Raw genomic sequence first — 18,057 nt, forward strand, 5'->3', positions numbered from 1 at the left:
GCGCGCGGAGGCGGGCTACTCGGGCTTGGCGCCCGAGGCCTTCACCGCACCGCCCCAGCGCTGGATCTCGTTCGCCACGAAGCGGTCGAACTCGGCGCCCGTGGTGGGTGCGGGCTCGGAGCCCCGGTCGCGGATGAAGCGCGCCATCTGCTCGCTCTTGAGGATGTCGGTCACTTCCTGGTTCAGCCGCGCCGTGATCTCGGGCGGCGTGCCGCGCGGCGCCATCAGGCCGAGCCAGCCGACGGCCTCGAAGTCCCTGGTGCCGGCCACGCCGCTTTCGCGCACGGTGGGTACGTCAGGCAACTGCGAGGAGCGTTTGGCCGAGGTCACCGCCAGCGCAATCGCCCTGCCCGACTTGATGTGCGGCAGCGCGGCCGTCACCGAGTCGACCATCAGCGGAATCTGGTTGCCCAGGAAGTCCGACTGCGCCGGCCCGCTGCCGCGGTACGGAATGTGGGTGATGAAGACGCGCGCGGCCGACTTGAACATCTCGCCCGACAGGTGCTGCGTGCCGCCGATGCCGGCGCTCGCATAGCTCAGCCGGCCGGGCTCGGCCTTCGCGCGCGCGGCCAGGTCGGCCATGCTGCGGATGCCGCTTTCGGGCGTGGCCAGGAACACCAGCGGCACCGTGGCGATGAGCGAGATGCCCACCAGGTCCTTGCGCGGGTCGAAGCCCGGCTTGGCGTAGAGCGTCTGGTTCACCGCCATCGCGCTGCCCGCCACCACCAGCGTGTAGCCGTCGGCCGGCGAACGCACCACGAAGTCGGTGCCGATGTTGCTGCCGGCGCCGGCCTTGTTGTCGACGATCACCGGCTGGCCCAGCCGCTTGCCGAGCTGCTCGGCCAGCGCGCGCGCGAAGATGTCGGTGGCCTGCCCGGGCGGGAACGGCACCACCAGCTTGACGGGCCGGTCGGGCCAGGCCGCGGCCTGCGCCAGGCTGGCCGCGCCGGCAAACAACACCGCCGCGCCGGCTGCGAGGCCGGCGGCGAAATGCCTGCGCCCCGCCCTCATGGCGCCGACAGGTGCTTGCCCACGATGCCCGCGAGCTCGAACATCGTCACCTGGTCCTTGCCGAACACCGGCTTGAGCTTGGCGTCGGCATTGATCGCGCGCTTGTTGGCCGCGTCCTGCAGGCCGTTGGCCTTGATGTAGTCCCAGAGCTTCTTGATGACCTCGGTGCGCGCCACCGGTTCGGCGCCGATCACCGCGGCCAGCGAGTCGCTGGGCTTCAGGCCCGCACCGGGCTTGCGCGGCGCCGCGGCCTTCTTCGCGGCAGGGGCCTTCTTGGCGGCGGGTGTCTTCTTCGCCGCCACCTTCTTGGCCGCCGCGGTCTTGCCCGCCGGCGCGGCCTTGCCGAAGGTCTTGCGCGGCGGGAACTTGCTGCCGCCTTCGCGCGGCGCGAATTCGAAGGTCACCTTGCCTTCCTCGGCGTTCCAGGTCAGGAAGGCCTTGAAGGCGCGGCGCGTGCGCATGCTCACGAACTTGTCGAGCAGGTCGGTCTTGCCGGTGGCCAGCAGCTTTTCCATCTGCGCGCGCTCCACCGGCTGCTGCAGGATGATCTTGCCGGTCTTGAAGGTGCAGCTCGGCGTCGGCTGCGCAGTGGTGGGCACGGACTTCTCGCAGACATAGTTGCTGCCGTGCTCGAACACCGGCGCGCCGCAGACCGGGCACGGGCCCACCGTGTCCTGCTCGCTGAAATCGACGATCTCGCCGGTGTCGGCGTTCTTGTCGTCGCCGAAGTCGAACTCCAGCTTCCAGTTCTTCGCCTCTTCGTCGTACTTGAGGACGATCTCGGACGTGAAGGGCCAGCCGGCCTTGGAGCGGAAGCCCTCCAGCGGGCCGATGTGCTTGTCGCGCAGCAGCACTTCCGCCTCGGCCACCTCGAAGGTGCGCCCCGCCGGCGACTTGCCGAACGAGAAGCCGCAGGGTTCCTGCCCCGCCTTGCCGGTGCAGCTGTAGCGGCGGTAGTTCTCCTTCACCACGCCGCCGCAGTTGGGGCATGGCGTCGACAGCGTCGTGTAGTCGCCCGGCACGGTGTCGCGGTCGTATTCCTTGGCCTTCTTGACGATGTGCTGCGTCATCTCGGCGATCTCGCGCATGAAGGCGTCGCGGCTCAACGCGCCCTTCTCCATCTGCGCAAGCTTGTATTCCCACTCGCCCGTGAGCTCGGCCTTGGAGAGTTCCTCCACGCCCAGGCCGCGCAGCAGCGTCATGAGCTGGAAGGCCTTGGCCGTGGGGATCAGCTCGCGGCCTTCGCGCAGCATGTATTTCTCGGTGATCAGGCCTTCGATGGTGGCCGCGCGCGTGGCTGGCGTGCCCAGGCCTTTTTCCTGCATGGCCTCGCGCAGCTCGTCGTCATCGATGGTCTTGCCGGCGCCTTCCATCGCGCCCAGCAGCGTGGCTTCCGAATAGCGCGCCGGCGGACGGGTCTTCAGCGCCTTCAGGTCGGCCGATTCGGTCTTCACCGTTTCGCCGGGCTTCACCACCACCAGGTTCTTGCCGTCCTTCTCGTCGTCGTCGTTGATGGCTTCCTTGCCCCAGATGGCGAGCCAGCCCGGCTTGACCAGCACCTTGCCGTCGCTGCGGAACGGGTACTTCCTGCCGCCGGCCTCCACCGTGCTGATGCGCGTGGTGACCTGGAATTCGGCGCTCGGGAAGAACACCGACATGAAGCGGCGCACCACGAAGTCGTAGAGCTTCTGCTCGGCGTCGGAGAGGCCGCTGGGCGCCTGCAGCGTCGGGATGATGGCGAAGTGGTCCGACACCTTGGCGTTGTCGAAGATGCGCTTGTTCGGCTTCACGTAGCTGCCGTCGACCGCCTGCTGCGCGAAGGGCGCGAGATGCTTCATGCCGCTGTCGGCGAGCATCTTCATGGTGTCCTTGACCACCGGCAGGTAGTCCTCGGGCAGCGCGCGCGAGTCGGTCCGCGGATAGGTCAGCGCCTTGTGGCGCTCGTACAGGCTCTGCGCCAGCGCGAGCGTGGTCTTGGCCGAGAAGCCGAAGCGGCCATTGGCCTCGCGCTGCAGCGAGGTCAGGTCGAACAGCATCGGCGAGGCCTGGGTGGTGGGCTTGCTTTCCTCGGTCACGGTGGCGGGCTTGCCGCGCGCCGCATCGGCGATCTCGCGCGCCTCGCGCTCGCTCCACACGCGGTCGGCGCGGATCTCCGCGTCGGCCGTGCCGTCGGGGCCCGGCGGCGGCTTCTTGAAGTTGGCGTCGAACCACTTGCCCGGGTACTGGCCGGCTTCGGCCTGGAACACGCCGTGGATTTCCCAGTAGTCGCGGCTCACGAACTTGCGGATCTTTTCCTCGCGCTCGACCACCACCGACAGCGTGGGCGTCTGCACGCGGCCCACCGTCGTCAGGAAGAAGCCGCCGTCGCGCGAATTGAAGGCCGTCATGGCGCGCGTGCCGTTGATGCCCACCAGCCAGTCGGCCTCGGAGCGCGAGCGCGCGGCGTCGGCCAGGCCCTGCATCTGCTTTTCGGTGCGCAGCGCGTCGAAGCCGTCGCGGATGGCCTGCGGCGTCATCGACTGCAGCCACAGGCGCTTCACGGGCTTGTTCAGGCCGGTCTTGCCGCCCGCGTACTGCTCGATCAGGCGGAAGATCAGCTCGCCCTCGCGGCCCGCGTCGCAGGCGTTGATGAGCTGCGTCACGTCCTTGCGCTTGGCCTGCTTGACCACGGCGTTCAGGCGCGTCTTTGTCTTGTCGACCGGCTTCAGGTCGAAGTGCGGCGGAATCACCGGCAGGTTCGCGAAGCTCCACTTGCCCCGCTTGACGTCGAACTCTTCGGGCGCCTGGATTTCGACCAGGTGACCGACAGCGCTGGTCACGACATAGCTGTCGTTCTCGAAATGCTCGTCATGCTTGTCGAACTTGCCGGCCACCGGCGTGAGTGCACGGACGATGTCCTGTGCCACCGACGGCTTTTCTGCGATTACCAAAGTCTTTGTCATCTAAGGGCTCTCTATACTCTGCGGCTTCCCGCGTGCGCACGCGCACACGCGCATGTGTGCATATTCAACCTAACAGACTTCGGCGATGCCTTCCAAATCCCCACAATTCGCCGGCCGCCGCATCCAGATGCGGCGCTCGGATGTCCACGGCAACGGCGTGTTCGCCGTGGACGACCTGGCCGAGGGCGAGACGCTGATCGAATACAAGGGCGAGGTCATCAGCTGGAAAGAGGCGCTGCGCCGCCACCCGCACGACCCGGCCCAGCCGAACCACACCTTCTACTTCCACATCGACGACGGGCGCGTGATCGACGGCAACGTCAAGGGCAACGACGCGCGCTGGATCAACCATTCGTGCGAGCCGAACTGCGAGGCCGACGAGATCAATGGGCGCGTTTATATCAAGGCGCTGCGCAACATTGCTGCAGGAGAAGAGCTCAACTACGACTACGGCCTGATCATCGACGAGCCCTACACGCCGAAGCTGCTGTCCGAGTTTCCCTGCTGGTGCGGCTCCGAGAATTGCCGCGGCACGCTGCTGACGCCCAAGGACGAGGACGAAGAAAAGAAAAAGAAGAAAAAGGCCAGGAAGAAGGCCGACAAGAAAAAGGCCGAGAAGAAGGAAGCCAAGAAGGCGGACAAGAAGGCCGAAAAAAAGGCTGAAAAGAAGTCGGAAAAAAAGAAGTCCAAGAAGGACGATGGAGCCGGCAAGGGCTGAGCATGATGGGTACCCAGGCTGCCTGGCTCGAAGACCGGATCGCCGCGGCGGTGGCGCCGCTCCTGCCCGGCTTCACGGTCGAGGCGGTGGCCGAGATCGATTCGACCAACACCGAGCTGATGCGCCGCGCGCGCGCCGGCCACACCCCGCCGGTGCTGCTGGTGGCCGAGCGCCAGACGGCAGGGCGCGGCCGGCTCGGCCGGCCCTGGCAGAGTGCGCAGCAGGGCGAAGAACAAGGCACCGCCTCCCTCACCTTCTCGCTCGGCCTGCCGCTCGCGCCGCGCGAATGGGCGGGCCTCTCGCTGGCCGTGGGCGTGAGCGTGGCGGAGAGCCTCGATCCCACGGGCGCGGCCAAGGTCGCCCTCAAGTGGCCCAACGACCTGTGGGTGGAGGACCGCAAGCTGGCCGGCATCCTGATCGAAACCGCCATGCCGCATGCGGGCCGTGCCGACGCGCCGGCCCCGCCGCGCTACCTGGTGATCGGCATCGGCATCAACATCGGCCCGCGCGAAGGCGATGGCATGCGCACCCCGCCGGCCTGGCTGCGCCAGTGGCGCCCCGATGCCACTGCGCCCGAGGTGCTGGCCGAGCTGGCCGCGCCGCTGGTGCGCAGCGTGCAGGCCTTCGAGGCCCAGGGCTTCGGGCCGTTTGCCGAACGCTTTGCCGCGCGCGACGCCTTGCGCGGGCGGCAAGTCCAGCTCAGCGACGGCAGCTTCGGCCTGTGCGAGGGCGTGGCCTGGGGCGGCGAACTCCAGGTGCGCACCGCCGACGGGCTGCAACTGGTCTCGAGCGACGAAGTCAGCGTGCGCCCGAGCGGCATGGCGTTCTGAGGCCGGCCACCATGAAACTGCGCCTGGTGCTGATTGCCCTGCTCGTCGCCAACCTTGGCTACTGGCTGTGGTCGCGCGGCGACCTGGCCGGCTTTGGCCTGGCGCCCGCGGGCTTCAACGAGCGCGAACCGCAGCGCCTCGCGCGCCAGGTGCATCCCGAGTGGCTCCAGATCCGCAAGGACGCCAAGGGCACGCCCTGATGAACCCGCCGCCGCGTCTCAGGCTGCGGCTTCTTCGCCCTCGAAACGCACCGTGAAGCGCGCCCCCGGCGGCTGCCGGCCCGGATGCGCGTCCTCCAGCTTCACCTGCGCATGGTGCTGGTTGGCGATCTCGCGCACGATCGGCAGGCCCAGCCCCGAGCCGTCGGCCTCGTTGCCGAGCACGCGGTAGAACGGCTCGAACACCAGTTCGCGGTCGGCCTCCGCAATGCCCGGCCCGTTGTCCTCCACCTGCAGCAGCACCACCTGGCCGAAGGGGTCGGCCAGCACGCGCGCGGTGATCACGCCGGGGCGCTCGGCGGCCGATGGCGTGTAGTTGATGGCGTTGTCGAGCAGGTTGCGCACCAGCTCCTTCAGCAGGGTCGGGTTGCCCTCGATCACCACGCCGGGCGCGCCCGCCTCGGCGCCGTCGTAGCCCAGGTCGATGCGCTTCTCGATCGCGCGCGGCACCGCTTCGCGCACCACCTCGATGGTGAGCCGCGCCAGGTCGCAGGGCTGGCGGCCGGTGCCGGCGCCGGTGCTTTCGGCGCGTGCGAGCGAGAGCAGCTGGTTCACCGTGTGGGTGGCGCGCACGCTGGCGCGGCCGATCTGCTTGAGCGACTGCTTGAGCTCGTCGGCATTGGCGCCCTCGCGCTGCGCCAGGTCGGCCTGCATGCGCAGGCCCGCGAGCGGCGTCTTGAGCTGGTGCGCCGCATCGGCCAGGAAGCGCTTTTGCGTGTGGATCGAATCGTTGAGCTTGTCCAGCAGTTCGTTCACCGAAGACACCAGCGGCACCACTTCGAGCGGCACCGACGATTCGTCCAGCGGGCTCAGGTCGCCCGGGCGCCGCTCGCGGATGCGCGCCTCCACCACCGACAGCGGCTTGATGCCGCGCACCAGCGCCAGCCAGATCAGCAGCACGGCCAGCGGCAGGATCGCGAACTGCGGCAGCAGCACGCCCTTGATGATCTCGGTGGCCAGCACCGACTGCTTCTCGCGCGTCTCGGCCACCTGCAGCAGCGCCGGCTCCGTGTCGCTGTCGGGGCCCGCGAGCCAGAGCGAGGCCACGCGCACCGACTTGCCGCGCATCTCGCCGTTGCGAAGCGTGACCACGCCGGGGACCGGGGGCTCGTCGGTGCTGGGATGCGGCACGTCGGGCTCGCCGCTGAGCAGCGCGCCGTGGCTGTCGAGCACCTGGTAGTAGACGCGGTCGGCGCCGTCGGCCCGCAGGATCTCGCGCGCCGGCTGCGGCAGCACGAACTGCGTCTGCCCCTGCTGCACCGTGACCAGCCGCGCCAGCGTCTGCACGTTGTATTCGAGCGCGCGGTCGAAGGGGGCATTGGCAATGCCCTGCGCCACCAGCCACGTCACGCCGATGCTCACCGGCACCAGCAGCAGGAGCGGCGTGAGCATCCAGTCGAGGATCTCGCCGAACAGGGAGCGCTGCGCGCGCTGAAAGAGTTTCAAGGCAGTTGCCCCCGGGGGTCTTCGGGCACTACGTGGGGCGGCGCGTCAAGGAATCTTCTCGAGGCAGTAGCCGAGGCCGCGGACCGTTGCGATGCGCACCGGCCCCTTCTCGATCTTCTTGCGCAGGCGGTGGATGTAGACCTCGATCGCGTTCAGGCTTACTTCCTCGCCCCATTCGCACAGGCGCTCCACCAGCTGGTCCTTGCTGACCAGGCGGCCCGCGCGCTGCAGCAGCACCTCCAGCAGGCCCAGTTCGCGCGCCGACAGCTCGACCATCTTGCCGTCGATGGTGGCCACGCGGCCGGCCTGGTCGTACACCAGCGGGCCGTGGCGGATCGTGTTGCTGGTGGCGCCCATGCCGCGCCGCGTGAGCGCCCGCACGCGCGCCTCGAGTTCCTGCAGGCTGAAGGGCTTGGCCATGTAGTCGTCGGCGCCGTGGTCCAGGCCCTTGACGCGTTCCTCCACGCTGTCGGCCGCGGTGAGCACCAGCACCGGCAGCTGCGAGCCGCGCGCGCGCAGCCGCTTCAAGATCTCGATGCCGTGCAGGTTGGGCAGCCCCAGGTCGAGGATCAGCAGGTCGAACTCGCTGTGCGTCATGAGCGCGGTGTCGGCCTGCGATCCGTTCGCCACGTGGTCGACCGCCGCGCCCGAGGTGCGCAGGCTGCGCAGCAGGGCATCGGCCAGCACCTGGTCGTCTTCGGCAATCAGAATCCGCATGAGCCACCTCCGGCCGGTTCGGGCGCCGCCCCGGCGCCACGTTCACATATGTCCCTCCATCCGAGTCTAGCCCGCCGTGTAGGCCTCGAGTCCGATGGTTACCACGGTGGCGACGTCGTTGCCCACGCTGGCGCGGAACTCGCGCTCGGCCTGCGTCACCGCGCCGCGGAAGGCGTCGAGCCAGGCCAGGCCGTCGGCCGTGAAGAGCACGCGCCGCGCCCGCGCGTCGAGCGGGTCGGGCCCGCGCGTGACCAGGCCCCAGGCCTCGCACTGGTCCACCAGCGCGCCCATCGCCTGCTTGGTCATGCCGGCGCGCCCGGCCAGCTCGGTCAGGCGCGAGCCTTCGCGCGCCAGGTGCCGGGTGATGTGGATGTGCGCAGCGCTCACCTGCGCGCGCGCCGCGAGGTTCGACAGCGCCAGCGGCACGTCGACGTCGTGCGCCATGAGTTCGAGCACGCGCTCGTCGAAGCGGCGCATCGCATGGCCCAGCAGGCGGCCCAGGTGGGTCTGCCGCCAGGCGTCCGGATCGGTCGGAAAAGCGTTTTCGGCCATCGGCTAAATGGTAAAGCAAACTGACCAAAAAATGGGTTTACTCAAACCAACGAGCCCCTACACTACTGTTCAAGCATCCAGCCTGTAATTAAAAGCAGATGGATCGCAGTCACACACAAACCGTTGATTTTCAAGGAGATTTCTTCATGGACGCACTCGTCAAAGGCAGCAGCATCTCGGTCGCAGGCAGCGAAAAGGCCAAGGCACTGCAGGCCGCGCTGGCCCAGATCGAAAAGCAGTTCGGCAAGGGCACGATCATGCGGCTCGGCGAGGGCGAGGCGCTCGAGGACGTCCAGGTGGTTTCCACCGGCTCGCTGGGCCTGGACATCGCGCTGGGCGTCGGCGGCCTGCCGCGCGGCCGCGTGATCGAAATCTACGGCCCGGAATCGTCGGGCAAGACCACGCTCACGCTGCAGGTCATCGCCGAGATGCAGAAGCAGGCCGGCACCTGCGCCTTCGTCGATGCCGAGCACGCGCTCGACGTGCAGTACGCCCAGAAGCTCGGCGTGAACCTGTCCGACCTGCTCATCAGCCAGCCCGACACCGGCGAGCAGGCGCTCGAAATCGTCGATTCGCTGGTGCGCTCGGGCGCCGTCGACCTGATCGTGGTCGACTCGGTCGCCGCCCTCACGCCCAAGGCCGAAATCGAAGGCGAAATGGGCGACTCGCTGCCCGGCTTGCAGGCCCGCCTGATGAGCCAGGCGCTGCGCAAGCTCACCGCCACCATCAAGAAGACCAACTGCATGGTCATCTTCATCAACCAGATCCGCATGAAGATCGGCGTGATGTTCGGCTCGCCCGAAACCACCACCGGCGGCAATGCGCTGAAGTTCTACGCCTCGGTGCGCCTGGACATCCGCCGCATCGGCACCATCAAGAAGGGCGACGAGGCCATCGGCAACGAAACCAAGGTCAAGGTGGTGAAGAACAAGGTGTCGCCCCCGTTCAAGACGGCCGAGTTCGACATCCTGTTCGGCGAAGGCATCAGCCGCGAAGGCGAGATCATCGACATGGGCGTGAACGCCAAGATCCTCGACAAGTCGGGTGCCTGGTACGCCTACAACGGCGAAAAGATCGGCCAGGGCCGCGACAACGCCCGCGAGTTCCTGCGCGAGAACCCCGAGCTGTCGCGCGAGATCGAGAACAAGGTGCGCGAATCGCTGGGCATTCCGCTGCTGGCGGCCGATGCCAGCGCTCCCGCGCCCGAAAAGGCCGAGAAGCCCGCCAAGGCGGCCAAGGTCGACAAAGCCGACAAGGGCGAGTAAGCCGGCGAGCACGCGCGAAGGCAGCGCATGGCTTTCGGCGCCCCCTCCCTCAAAGGCCGCGCGCTGCGGCTCCTGAGCCAGCGCGAGCATTCGCGCGCGGAACTGGAGCGCAAGCTGGCAAAGCACGAGGAAGCACCCGGCGAACTCGCCCGCGCCCTCGACGAGCTGGCCGCCAGGGACTTCATCAGCGAGCCGCGCGTGGTGGCCTCGGTGCTGAACCAGCGCGCCGCCCGATCGGGCGCGCTGCGGGTGCGGCAGGAGCTGCAGGCCAAGGGCATCGCGCCCGAGGCCATCGCACAGGCCGTGGCCAGCCTGCAGGACACCGAGGTGGAACGCGCCACGGCCCTGTGGCGCCGCCGTTTCGACGCGCCGCCCGCCGATGCGAAGGAGCGCGCCAAACAAACGCGCTTCCTGCTGGCGCGCGGCTTTTCAGGCGCGGTGGTCGCCAAGGTGCTCCGGAGCGATTTCGACGAAGACTGACGGCCGGGCGCGCGGCCCCGGCCTGCCAAGGGAGGCTCAGCAGCGGGCGCTCAGAGCGCCAGCATCAGCTTCAGGTTCTGCACCGCGGCGCCGCTCGCGCCCTTGCCCAGGTTGTCCAGGCGCGCAATCACCACGGCGTGGCGATGGTCCTCGTTCGGGAACACGCGAATTTCGAGATTGTTGGTGTCGTTGAGCGCCAGCGCGTCGAGCTTGCCGTCGTCGGTCGGCGGCAGCACCTTCACGAACTGCTCGGGCGTGTTGCTCCTGGCGTAGTGCGCGGCCAGGGCCTCTTGCAGGTCGCCGGCCTTCGGCTTGCCGGGCAGCAGGTCGAGGTGCAGCGGCAGCTGCACCAGCATGCCCTGCTTGAAATTGCCCACCGAAGGAATGAAGACCGGCCTGCGGGTGAGGCCGGTGTACTGCATGATTTCAGGAATGTGCTTGTGCTTGAGGCCGAGCGCATAGGTCTCGAAAAGCGGCGCCTTGCCGTTCTCGTAGTCTTCGATCATGGCCCGCCCGCCGCCCGAATAGCCGCTCACCGAAGGCAGCGAAATCGGAAAGTCGGCCGGCAGCAGGCCGGCGTCGACCAGCGGCCGCACCATGGCGATGGCGCCCGTGGCATAGCAGCCCGGGTTGCCGACGCGGTCGGCCGCGGCCACGGCCTGCCAGTGGCCTTGCACCAGTTCGGGAAAGCCGAACACCCAGCCGGGCGCCACGCGGTGCGCGGTGGAGGCGTCGATGATCTTGGGCTTCTTGCCGGGCAGCTGGTCGATCAGCGCGACCGATTCGCGCGCCGCATCGTCGTGCAGGCACAGCACCACCAGGTCGACGCCGGCCATCAGCTCGCGCTTGGCGGCCACGTCTTTTCGCAGCTCGGGCGCAATGCTCACGAGTTCGATCTGCGGCATCGTCTGGAGCCGCTCGCGAATTTGCAAGCCGGTGGTGCCGGCTTCGCCGTCGATGAAAACCTTGGCCATATCGGAGTATGCGTAGAGGGGCTAGAAGAAAGTACGTATTGACCGCAAGGCCACGTCGAGTATTGGTGCGCCGCACCATGATACAGTCCGCGGTTGTTCGCCGCCCCCAGCCGTCAGGCTGCCGTCGCCCGCGAGCAACAGAGCCAAAGACGCCTCAGACCCCAGATCCCCGTTCTCAACCTCCTCCTTCCGAGAGACATCCCTCATGAAGATTCACGAGTACCAAGGCAAGGAAATCCTTGCCAAGTTCGGCGTGCCGGTGCCGCGCGGCATCCCGGCCTATACGGTTCAGGAGGCGGTCGAGGCCGCCCAGAAGCTTGGAGGCCCCGTGTGGGTCGTCAAGGCCCAGATCCACGCGGGTGGCCGCGGCAAGGGCGGCGGCGTCAAGGTCGCCAAGTCCATCGAGGACGTCAAGAAGCTCGCCGGCGAGATCCTCGGCATGCAGCTCAAGACCCACCAGACCGGCCCCGAAGGCCAGAAGGTGCGCCGCCTCTACATCGAAGATGGCGCCGACATCAACAAGGAATACTACGTCTCGGCCGTGACCGACCGCGCCACGCAGAAGGTCGCGTTCATCGCCTCGAGCGAAGGCGGCATGGACATCGAGGAAGTGGCCCACTCCACGCCCGAGAAGATCATCACGGTGTATGCCGACCCCAAGGAAGGCCTGACCGACGAACAGGCCAAGCAGATCGCCGACGGCATCGGCATGCCGGCCGACTCCACCGCGCAAACGGTCGACATCCTCAAGAAGCTCTACACCTGCTACATGGAGACGGACGCCTCGCTGGTCGAGATCAACCCGCTCAACCGTGACAGCAAGGGCAAGGTCATGGCGCTGGACGCCAAGTTCAACTTCGACAGCAACGCGCTGTTCCGCCACCCCGAAATCGTGGCCCTGCGCGACCTCGACGAAGAAGACGCGGCCGAAGTCGAAGCCTCCAAGTTCGACCTCGCCTATATCTCGCTGGACGGCAACATCGGCTGCCTGGTGAACGGTGCCGGCCTGGCCATGGCCACCATGGACACCATCAAGCTGTTCGGCGGCGAGCCGGCCAACTTCCTGGACGTGGGCGGCGGCGCCACCCCCGAGAAGGTCACCGAAGCCTTCAAGATCATGCTGAAGAACAAGAACGTGGAAGCGATCTTGGTCAACATCTTCGGCGGCATCATGAAGTGCGACACCATCGCCACCGGCGTGATCGCAGCCTGCAAGGCCGTGAACCTGCAAGTGCCGCTGGTCGTGCGCATGAAGGGCACCAACGAAGTCGAAGGCAAGAAGCTGCTGGCCGATTCGGGCCTGCCGATCATCAGCGCCGACACCATGGCGGAAGCGGCCCAGAAGGTCGTCGCAGCAGTCAAGAAGGCCTAAGGAACAAGTCATGTCGATCTACATCAACAAAGACACCAAAGTCATCACGCAAGGCATCACGGGCAAGACCGGCCAGTTCCACACCGAGAAGTGCCAGGAATACGCGAACGGCAAGAACTGCTTCGTCGCGGGCGTGAACCCCAAGAAGGCCGGCGAGTCGATCTTCAACATCCCGATCTTCGGTTCGGTGAAGGAAGCCGCCTCGCAGACCGGCGCCACCGTGTCGGTGATCTACGTGCCGCCGGCAGGCGCCGCGGCCGCCATCTGGGAAGCCGTCGAGGCCGACCTGGACCTGGCGATCTGCATCACCGAAGGCATCCCGGTGCGCGACATGCTCGAAGTGCGCAACAAGATGAAGGCCAAGGAAGCGGCCGGCGGCAAGAAGACCCTGCTGCTGGGCCCGAACTGCCCCGGCCTCATCACGCCCGACGAAATCAAGATCGGCATCATGCCCGGCCACATCCACCGCAAGGGCCGCATCGGCGTGGTCTCGCGCTCGGGCACGCTCACGTATGAAGCCGTGGCGCAGCTGACCGAAATCGGCCTCGGCCAATCGTCGGCAGTCGGCATCGGCGGCGACCCGATCAACGGCTTGAAGCACATCGACGTGATGAAGGCCTTCAACGACGATCCCGACACCGACGCCGTCATCATGATCGGCGAAATCGGCGGCCCCGACGAAGCCGACGCGGCCCGCTGGTGCAAGGAACACATGAAGAAGCCGGTGGTCGGCTTCATCGCCGGTGTCACCGCGCCTCCCGGCAAGCGCATGGGCCACGCCGGCGCGCTGATCTCGGGCGGCGCCGACACGGCCGATGCCAAGCTCGCCATCATGGAAGAGTGCGGCTTCACCGTGACGCGCAACTTCTCGGAACTCGCAAAGCTGCTCAAGGCACAGCTCTAAACCAGCCCCAGGCAGTTTCTCGCGAACCACGCAAAAAGAAAAAGCGCCCGCAATCTGGATTGCGGGCGCTTTTTTCACTACAACACAGTGGAACAAGAGACATGGAACTCCTTCAAGGCGCCGATTTCTGGATCGGTCTGATCAAGATTGTCTGGATCAACATCATTCTTTCGGGAGACAACGCCGTGGTGATTGCCATGGCGGCCCGTGCGCTGCCGCCCGCGCAGCAGCAGAAAGCCGTCCTGCTCGGCTCGGGCGCGGCCGTGGTGCTGCGCATCGTGCTCACGGTGGTGGCGGCCAGGCTGCTGGCGCTGCCCTACCTGCAGATCGTCGGCGGCCTGCTGCTGCTGTGGATCGGCCTGCAGCTGCTCGGCGAGGAAGAAGATGATGGCGATGGCGAAGCCAAGGAATACGGCAGCATGATGGCGGCCGTGCGCACCATCCTGCTGGCGGACCTGGTCATGAGCCTGGACAACGTGATTGCCGTGGCGGCCGCCGCGCAGGGCAACATGCCGCTCCTGGTGCTTGGCCTGGCCATCAGCATTCCGCTGGTGATCTTCGGCAGCACGCTCATGATCAAGCTGATGGAACGCTTTCCGATTGTCGTCATGCTGGGCGCCGCCCTGATCGGCTGGGTCGGCGGCGAAACAATCGTGAGCGACGTCTCGCTGCGCGAGGTGCTGGCTGACAATCCGTGGCTCCTCCATGCGGCAGCCGCCGCCGGTGCCTTCTTCGTGGTTGCCGTGGGCCGCCTGCTTCAGCGGCGCGCGCAGGCCGGCGCGGGGCGCTGAAACCGTCGCGCGTCGACACTTCTGAAAATATATGGCGAGTGTCGGCGCGTCCCTTTTCTCTACCCGGCCCCAGCTCTCCTGGGACTTTGCGGCGCTGACCGACGTCGGCCGCGCGCGGGCCCACAACGAGGACGACCTGCACGTCGACCCCGCGCTCGGCCTGGCGGTGCTGGCCGACGGCATGGGCGGCTACAAGGGCGGCGAAGTGGCCAGCGCCATGGCCGTGTCGCTGGTGCACGCCAGCTTCGCGCGCTGGTTCGCGCAGGCCGGCCTGCAGGCGCCCGCGCGCGTGGTCCGGCGTGCCTTGCAGGCGGCCACCGACGAGGCCAATTCCGCCATCCTCGAAGCCGGCCTGGCCAATGCCGAACTCCACGGCATGGGAACCACCCTGGTGCTGGCCGCGTTCCGGCCCCAGCGCGTGCTGGTCGGCCACATCGGCGATTCGCGCTGCTACCGCCTTCGCAACAACAAGCTCGAGCAGCTCACGCGCGACCATTCGCTGCGCCAGCAGCAGCTCGACGCCGGCGCCATCACGGCCGAGGAGGCGCTGATCTCCCCGCACCGCAACCTGGTGACGCGCGCCATGGGCGTGGAGCCGCAGGTCGTGCTCGAGATGCACGAGCACACCGCCAGGCCCGACGATCTCTATATGCTCTGCTCCGACGGGCTCAGCGAGATGGTCCCGGATGCGCAGCTTTTCACGCTTTTGAACCACGATGTCGAGCTTCAGCAGAAAGCATCACTCCTGGTGGCCGTTGCCAACGACAATGGCGGCCGGGACAATATTTCAGTTGTCCTGGCCAGGGCGCGCGTTGGCAGTGCGCCTGAATAAAAACATGCTTTCAGGGAGTCGGCAATGCCGAAGATGATCATTTCGATCGATGGCACTGTCATCGGGCAAATGGCGCTTGCCAAGGACCGGACCACGCTGGGGCGGCGCGCCTACAACGACATCGTGCTCGACAATCTCGCCGTCAGCGGCGAGCATGCCGTGCTGCACATGCGCGGCGGCGTAGTCGAAATTGAAGACCTCAACAGCACCAACGGCACCTACGTCAATGCGATCGTCGTCCAGAAGCAGCAGAAGCTCAAGGACAACGACGTCATCGAAATCGGCGGCTGCCGCCTGCACTTCCGCGCCCGCAGCAGCGCGGCCACCGATGCCGATTCCACCCGCGGTGCGCGCGGCGACTACGCGGCTTCCGTTCCGCTGTCGGCCGCGCCCACCGAAGCCGGCGCGCTGCTCGAACTGGGCATGCCCGCGCTGCGCGTTCTCTCGGGCACCGACCTGGGCCAGGAAGTGGCGCTGCAGAAGGTGGTCACCACCATCGGCAAGCCCGGCGTCGCGGTGGCCGTGGTCACGCGCCGCCGGCAGAGCTACCTGGCTTCCACCATCATGGGCGGCGTCACGCTCAACGGCGCTCCGCTCGGCGCCGAGCCCGTCGGGCTGCAGGAAGGCGACGTGCTCGAGCTCGGCGGCGCCACGCGCATGCAGTTCGTGCGGGTCTGATCTTCCTTGCGGCGGCGCGGCGCCAAGGGTGCGCTGGTGACTGCCATGAGGCGCCATGGGCTGCGCATTGCCATCACCCTGCTGCCGGTCCTGCTCGCGCTCGCGCATGCCACCGGCCTCTGGCGCCTGGATGCCATCGACCGGCTCGACCACCTGATCTACGACACGCGCCTGCGCGCCACCATGCCGGGCACGCTCGATCCGCGCATCGTGATCGTCGACGTCGACGACGCCAGCCTCACCCGGCAGGGCCAATGGCCCTGGTCGCGCGACAAGCTGGCCCGGCTCACCCGGGAGCTCACCGGGCGGCAGCAGGCGGCGGCGCTGGGCTTCGACGTGATGTTCGTCGAGCCCGACCGCAGCGCCGGCCTCGACAAGCTGCGCCAGATCGCACGCGGGCCGCTGCGCGAAATGCCGGGCCTGGCCGCCGAAATCGACCGCCTCGCCCCCGCGCTCGACAACGACGCCATCTTTGCCGCCGCCATGCAGGGGCAGCGCGTGGCGCTCGGCTACTACTTCACGCGCACCGAAAAGCCCGGCGCCAAGGGCCAGCTGCCGCCGGCCCCCGTGCTGCAGGCCGAGGCCTTTCCGCCGGGCCGCGGCTATGCCACCGCCTGGAACGGCTTTGGCGCCAGCCTGCCCGTGCTGGCCGATGCCGCGCCGGCGGCGGGCTTTCTCAATACGCTGGTCATGTCGAACGGTGACGGCGTCATCCGCGCCGTGCCGCTCATCGCCCGCTATGAGGGCGACCGCGCCCGGCCCGGCTACTACGAATCGCTGGGGCTCGCCGTCTACCGGCTCGCCAGCGGCACGCCGCCCGTGCGGCCGGTCTTTGCACCCAGCGGACCAGGCGCCGCCGCGCCGCCGCTCCAGTCCTTGCTGGTCGGCGGCCTGCGCATACCCGTCAACGAAGCCGCTTCCATGCAGGTGCCGTTCCGCGGCCCCGGCGGCGCGCAGGGCGGGTCGTTCCGCTACGTGTCCGCCGGCGACGTGCTCGAAGGGCAGCTCGCGCCCGGCGAGCTGAAGGACCGCATCGTGCTCGTCGGCGCCACCGCGCCGGGCCTGCAAGACCTGCGCGCCACCCCGGTGGGCGCCGCGTTTCCCGGCGTCGAAGTGCATGCCAACATCGTCTCGGCCATGCTCGACCACCGCCTGCTCGCCGTGCCCGACTACGCCCCCGGCTACGAAGTGCTCAGCGTGCTGGCCGCGGGGCTCGTGCTGGCGCTGGGCCTGTCGCTGCTGCCCGCCCCGCGCGCGGTGGTGCTTGCCGTTGCCACCCTCGCGGCGCTCGTTGGCGTCAATGCCTGGCTGTACAAGCACCACAACCTCGTGCTGCCGCTCGCCTCCGCGCTGGCCATGGCGGCGCTGGCCTTTGCCTTCAACATGGGCTGGGGCTACTTCGTCGAGTCGCGCGCGCGCCGCGGCCTGGTGCGGCTCTTCGGCACCTACGTGCCGCCGCAGCTCGTCAACGAAATGCTCGTCACCCCCGGCCGCTACAGCATGCGCGCCGAGAGCAAGCACATGACCGTCATGTTCTGCGACATGCGCAACTTCACCCGCCTGTCGGAGCAGATGGCCCCGGCCGAACTGCAGGCCTTCTTGAACAACGTGTTCAACCGGCTCACCAGCGTCATCAGCACCCACCGCGGCACCGTCGACAAATACATGGGCGACTGCGTCATGGCCTTCTGGGGCGCCCCCATCGACACCCCCGACCACGCCACCCTGGCCGTGCGCGCCGCGCTCGACATGGCCGAGGCCGTGCGCGACATCAACAAGATCCACCGCACCACCGGCCGGCCCGAAATCAGCGTGGGCATCGGCATCAACAGCGGCGTCATGAGCGTGGGCGACATGGGCTCGGCCGCGCGGCGCAGCTACACCGTCGTTGGCGATGCGGTCAACCTCGCCTCCCGCCTCGAAGGCCTGAGCGTGCACTACGGCGTGGAGATCGTCGCCAGCGGCGCCACCCGCGAACTCGCGCCCGGCTTCGTCTGGCAGGAGCTCGACAGCGTGCTCGTCAAGGGACGGGCGCAGGCCGTGGCCGTGTTCACGCCGCTGGGCGCCACCACGGAAGCAGAGGCGCAAACGCCTGCCGCACTGCAGCAATCCGCCCAGCTGCAGCGCTGGGCCGAAGTGCTGGCCGCCTACCGCCGCCAGGACTGGGCCATGGGCCGGAACTTGCTGGATCCGCTCCTGGCCGCGGATGCCAAAAAAGTCCTTTACCAGCTCTACGCACAACGATTAGCCTCCATGGCGTTGCGGCCCCAAGACCCCGAATGGGACGGCGCAACCCGCTTCGAAACCAAATGACGGCAGAAGACACA

17 protein-coding genes are annotated in these 18,057 nt (G+C 67.8%); 11 read left to right on the forward strand and 6 right to left on the reverse strand.

All coding sequences use genetic code 11. From position 1 onward, the window contains the following. Nucleotides 1-15: 15 nt before the first annotated feature. Both EJO66_RS12490 and EJO66_RS12495 read right to left on the reverse strand, forming a co-directional pair. Entirely contained in the window at nt 16-1,011 is a 996-nt protein-coding gene (locus tag EJO66_RS12490) for a tripartite tricarboxylate transporter substrate binding protein (RefSeq protein ID WP_125965365.1), read from the reverse strand. Next, on the reverse strand, nt 1,008-3,953 hold the full coding sequence (locus EJO66_RS12495; RefSeq protein ID WP_124959154.1) for a DNA topoisomerase III: 2,946 nt from the start codon (nt 3,951-3,953) through the stop codon (nt 1,008-1,010). Before EJO66_RS12495 ends, EJO66_RS12490 begins: the two co-directional genes overlap by 4 nt. 85 nt (nt 3,954-4,038) lie before the next feature. On the opposite strand from EJO66_RS12495, the gene EJO66_RS12500 reads away from it, so the two are divergent. The 3 genes from EJO66_RS12500 to EJO66_RS12510 are packed head-to-tail and all read left to right on the forward strand — an operon-like array spanning nt 4,039 to nt 5,701. After that, nucleotides 4,039-4,671: an SET domain-containing protein gene (locus tag EJO66_RS12500; RefSeq protein WP_125965366.1), complete on the forward strand. Its 633-nt coding sequence runs from the start codon at nt 4,039-4,041 to the stop codon at nt 4,669-4,671. A gap of 2 nt (nt 4,672-4,673) precedes the next feature. Then, the gene (locus EJO66_RS12505) at nt 4,674-5,501 is read left to right on the forward strand and encodes a biotin--[acetyl-CoA-carboxylase] ligase (protein ID WP_125965367.1); all 828 of its coding nucleotides are present in this window, start codon (nt 4,674-4,676) and stop codon (nt 5,499-5,501) included. An 11-nt stretch (nt 5,502-5,512) separates the two neighbouring features. Next, nucleotides 5,513-5,701 carry a sporulation protein gene (locus EJO66_RS12510; protein ID WP_124959151.1) on the forward strand — a complete coding sequence of 63 codons (189 nt, stop codon included), beginning with the start codon at nt 5,513-5,515 and terminating at the stop codon, nt 5,699-5,701. Nucleotides 5,702-5,719: 18 nt separating this feature from the next. Here the strand turns inward: EJO66_RS12510 and EJO66_RS12515 are convergent, their stop codons facing one another. The 3 genes from EJO66_RS12515 to EJO66_RS12525 form a co-directional block, all read right to left on the reverse strand. Then, nucleotides 5,720-7,165, reverse strand: a complete 1,446-nt coding sequence (locus tag EJO66_RS12515) for a sensor histidine kinase (RefSeq protein WP_124959150.1) — start codon at nt 7,163-7,165, stop codon at nt 5,720-5,722. A 45-nt stretch (nt 7,166-7,210) separates the two neighbouring features. Then, nucleotides 7,211-7,882, reverse strand: a complete 672-nt coding sequence (locus tag EJO66_RS12520; RefSeq protein ID WP_015867936.1) for a response regulator — start codon at nt 7,880-7,882, stop codon at nt 7,211-7,213. Between the two features lie 66 nt (nt 7,883-7,948). Continuing rightward, entirely contained in the window at nt 7,949-8,434 is a 486-nt protein-coding gene (locus EJO66_RS12525; RefSeq protein ID WP_124959149.1) for a MarR family winged helix-turn-helix transcriptional regulator, read from the reverse strand. Nucleotides 8,435-8,580: 146 nt separating this feature from the next. Between EJO66_RS12525 and recA the strand changes: the two genes are divergently transcribed. Together recA and recX are read left to right on the forward strand one after the other, a co-directional pair. Continuing rightward, nucleotides 8,581-9,699, forward strand: coding sequence for a recombinase RecA (gene recA, locus EJO66_RS12530; protein ID WP_125965368.1), 1,119 nt, complete (start codon nt 8,581-8,583; stop codon nt 9,697-9,699). A 27-nt stretch (nt 9,700-9,726) separates the two neighbouring features. After that, nucleotides 9,727-10,179, forward strand: coding sequence for a recombination regulator RecX (gene recX, locus EJO66_RS12535; protein ID WP_124959147.1), 453 nt, complete (start codon nt 9,727-9,729; stop codon nt 10,177-10,179). A 50-nt stretch (nt 10,180-10,229) separates the two neighbouring features. Here the strand turns inward: recX and argC are convergent, their stop codons facing one another. Beyond that, nucleotides 10,230-11,153 (reverse strand): N-acetyl-gamma-glutamyl-phosphate reductase, encoded by a 924-nt coding sequence (gene argC, locus EJO66_RS12540; RefSeq protein ID WP_124959146.1) that lies wholly within the window; start codon nt 11,151-11,153, stop codon nt 10,230-10,232. Between the two features lie 205 nt (nt 11,154-11,358). On the opposite strand from argC, the gene sucC reads away from it, so the two are divergent. From sucC to EJO66_RS12570, 6 genes are all read left to right on the forward strand, one after another. After that, nucleotides 11,359-12,525, forward strand: a complete 1,167-nt coding sequence (gene sucC, locus EJO66_RS12545; RefSeq protein ID WP_124959145.1) for an ADP-forming succinate--CoA ligase subunit beta — start codon at nt 11,359-11,361, stop codon at nt 12,523-12,525. A gap of 10 nt (nt 12,526-12,535) precedes the next feature. Continuing rightward, on the forward strand, nt 12,536-13,429 hold the full coding sequence (sucD, locus tag EJO66_RS12550; RefSeq protein WP_015867930.1) for a succinate--CoA ligase subunit alpha: 894 nt from the start codon (nt 12,536-12,538) through the stop codon (nt 13,427-13,429). A 101-nt stretch (nt 13,430-13,530) separates the two neighbouring features. After that, nucleotides 13,531-14,220, forward strand: a complete 690-nt coding sequence (locus tag EJO66_RS12555) for a TerC family protein (protein WP_125965369.1) — start codon at nt 13,531-13,533, stop codon at nt 14,218-14,220. Between the two features lie 31 nt (nt 14,221-14,251). Continuing rightward, nucleotides 14,252-15,052: a Stp1/IreP family PP2C-type Ser/Thr phosphatase gene (locus tag EJO66_RS12560; RefSeq protein WP_125965370.1), complete on the forward strand. Its 801-nt coding sequence runs from the start codon at nt 14,252-14,254 to the stop codon at nt 15,050-15,052. A gap of 24 nt (nt 15,053-15,076) precedes the next feature. Continuing rightward, nucleotides 15,077-15,730 carry an FHA domain-containing protein gene (locus EJO66_RS12565; protein WP_125965371.1) on the forward strand — a complete coding sequence of 218 codons (654 nt, stop codon included), beginning with the start codon at nt 15,077-15,079 and terminating at the stop codon, nt 15,728-15,730. A 36-nt stretch (nt 15,731-15,766) separates the two neighbouring features. Continuing rightward, nucleotides 15,767-18,043: a CHASE2 domain-containing protein gene (locus EJO66_RS12570; RefSeq protein WP_125965372.1), complete on the forward strand. Its 2,277-nt coding sequence runs from the start codon at nt 15,767-15,769 to the stop codon at nt 18,041-18,043. Nucleotides 18,044-18,057 lie beyond the last annotated feature (14 nt).

It is taken from the genome of Variovorax beijingensis, assembly GCF_003951285.1.
GTDB lineage: Bacteria > Pseudomonadota > Gammaproteobacteria > Burkholderiales > Burkholderiaceae_C > Variovorax > Variovorax beijingensis.